This is a genomic window from Streptomyces sp. NPDC079167, from assembly GCF_040686735.1.
Taxonomy (GTDB): Bacteria; Actinomycetota; Actinomycetes; order Streptomycetales; family Streptomycetaceae; genus Streptomyces.
In genome coordinates, this window is the sequence record NZ_JBFBLO010000053.1 from 1 (window position 1) to 2,741 (window position 2,741).

Annotated in this window: 1 protein-coding gene; it reads left to right on the forward strand. The window is 68.5% G+C overall.

The window, feature by feature from the left end; all coding sequences use genetic code 11:
• Positions 1-2,741, forward strand: a 2,741-nt coding sequence (locus AB0P41_RS35890; RefSeq protein WP_365936193.1) for an SDR family NAD(P)-dependent oxidoreductase, incomplete at both ends; no start/stop codon positions are given.

Below are 2,741 nucleotides of genomic sequence, written 5' to 3' on the forward strand. Positions count from 1 at the left end.
GCCCCGGGGTCGGGTTCCGGGTCGGGTGCGGGTGTGGTGGTTGGTGGGACGGTGTTGGTGACCGGGGGTTCGGGTGCCTTGGGTGGGCATGTGGCTCGGTGGGTGGCGGGTGAGGGTGCCGGCCGTGTGGTGCTGGTGAGCCGTGGTGGTTCGGTTGCGCCGGAGCTGGTGGGTGAGCTTGAGGGTCTGGGCGCCGAGGTGGTGGTCGCGGCGTGTGATGTGAGTGATCGGGATGCTCTGGCGGGGCTGGTGGAAGAGGTCGAGGCGGCCGGAAGCCCGGTTCGCGCGGTGCTCCACGCGGCGGGTATCAACCGTTTTGCTCCGCTCGTCGACACTCGGTGCGACGACTTCGACGAGGTGCTGCGTGCGAAGGTGACGGGTGCGGACAATCTCGATGCGGTCTTCGGTGACCGGCCCCTGGATGCGTTTGTGCTGTTCTCGTCGATCGCAGGCATCTGGGGCAGCGGCGGCCAGGCGGCCTATGCGGCGGCCAATGCGCATCTCGACGCCTTGGCCGAGCGGCGCCGGGCCCGTGGTCTGACCGCGACCTCCATCGCCTGGGGCCCCTGGGCCGAAGGCGGCATGGCCGACGGGGAAGCCGCGGAGCACCTCCGTCGACGGGGCCTGACCGCAATGGCGCCCACTATGGCCGTCACCGGACTCGAGCAAGCGCTCCAGGAGAACGACTCCGTGATCACGGTCGCCGACGTGGACTGGCAGCTCTTCACGCCGACGTTCACCGCCGTGCGTAGGAGCCCACTGCTGAGCGAACTCACCGAACTCGACGAACCCGCCTCTGCCGACATTCGCCCCTCTTCCCGTCCGGACCGATTCGGCGCGCTTTCGGAGGTGGAGCGGGCGTCTGCGCTGCTCGACCTCGTGCGCCGGCAGGTCGCATCCGTTCTGGGGCACCGGAACACGGCCAGGATCCCGGCGGACCGAGCGTTTCAGCAACTGGGGTTCGATTCCCTCACGGCCGTCGATCTGCGGAACCTTCTGCAGAAGGAAACCGGGCTCGGTCTGCCCACCACGCTTGTCTTCGATTGCCCGAACCCCGCTGCTCTGGCGGACTACCTCAGTGCGCGGCTCTTCGATTCAGATGAGGGCTCGGAGAAGCCCGAGACAGCAACGTCCGCCACGAGTGACGACCCGGTCGTCATCGTGGGCATGAGCTGCCGCCTCCCCGGGGACGTCCGTTCCCCGGAGGACCTGTGGTCGTTGCTCGTCGCGGAGGCAGACGGGATCTCTGGTTTCCCTGTCGACCGGGGCTGGGCCGTTGACCCGAATGCCTCCTTCGCACGCGAAGGCGGTTTCCTGCACGATGCCGGCTCGTTCGATGCCGAGTTCTTCGGCATCTCGCCCCGCGAGGCGCTGGCGATGGACCCCCAGCAGCGACTGCTGCTGGAGACGTCGTGGGAGGCCTTCGAGCGTGCGGGGATCGACCCGCTCTCCGTACGAGGCAGCCGTACCGCCGTCTTCGCCGGAGCCGCGAGCCAGGGATACGCGTCGGGCGCGAATGCCGGTGAGGTGGAGGGCGTCGGAGGACATCTGCTCACGGGTAATGCGACGAGTGTCCTGTCCGGTCGCATCTCGTACGCCTTCGGGCTCGAAGGGCCGGCCGTCACGCTCGACACGGCGTGCTCGTCGTCCCTGGTGGCCTTGCACCTTGCCGCTCAGGCCCTGCGGTCGGGTGAGTGCTCGCTGGCACTGGTCGGTGGTGTGACGGTGATGGGCACTCCGGTGACGTTCTCGGAATTCTCCCGTCAGGGTGGCCTCGCGGGGGACGGCCGGTGCAAGTCCTTCGCGGAGGCTGCGGACGGCACCGGCTGGTCCGAGGGTGTGGGCGTGCTCCTGGTGGAGCGGCTGTCGGACGCGCGGCGGAACGGGCACGAGGTGCTCGCTGTCGTGCGGGGCAGTGCGGTCAATCAGGACGGTGCGAGCAACGGGCTGACGGCGCCCAACGGCCCGTCACAGCAGAGGGTGATCCGGCAGGCGCTGCTGAACGCCGGCCTCTCGGCTTCCCAGGTGGACGCCGTGGAAGCACACGGAACCGGTACCGCTCTGGGTGACCCGATCGAAGCGCAGGCAGTTCTCGCGACATACGGGCAGGGACGTGACGAGGCCCAGCCGCTGCACTTGGGGTCACTGAAGTCGAACATCGGTCATACGCAGGCTGCGGCGGGTGTGGCCGGGATCATCAAGATGGTGTTGGCGATGCGGCATGGTGTGGTGCCGCGGACGCTGCATGTGGATGAGCCGTCGTCGCAGGTGGACTGGTCGGCGGGTTCGGTGGAGTTGCTGACGGAGTCGGTGGCGTGGCCGGAGACGGGTGAGGCGCGGCGTTCCGCGGTGTCGTCCTTCGGGATCAGCGGCACCAATGCGCACGTCATTCTCGAGCAGGCGCCGCATGCGGCGGCGGCCATCGCTTCCTCAGCACCTGTCAAGGTGCCCGTGGTGCCGTGGGTGGTGTCGGCCAGGTCCGAGGCGGGTCTGTCGGCGCAGGTGGAGCGCTTGTCAGCGTTCACCGGGGACCACGATCCTCTGGATATCGGGTTCTCGTTGGTGACGACGCGTGCGGCGTTGGAGCACCGTGCTGTGCTGATCGGTGACCGGGCCGTGCGGGGCGAGGCGGTCGAAGGCCGATCGGCGGTGTTGTTCTCGGGTCAGGGTGCGCAGCGGTCGGGTATGGGCCGTGAGTTGTATGAGGCGTATCCGGTGTTCGCGGATGCTTTCGATGCGGT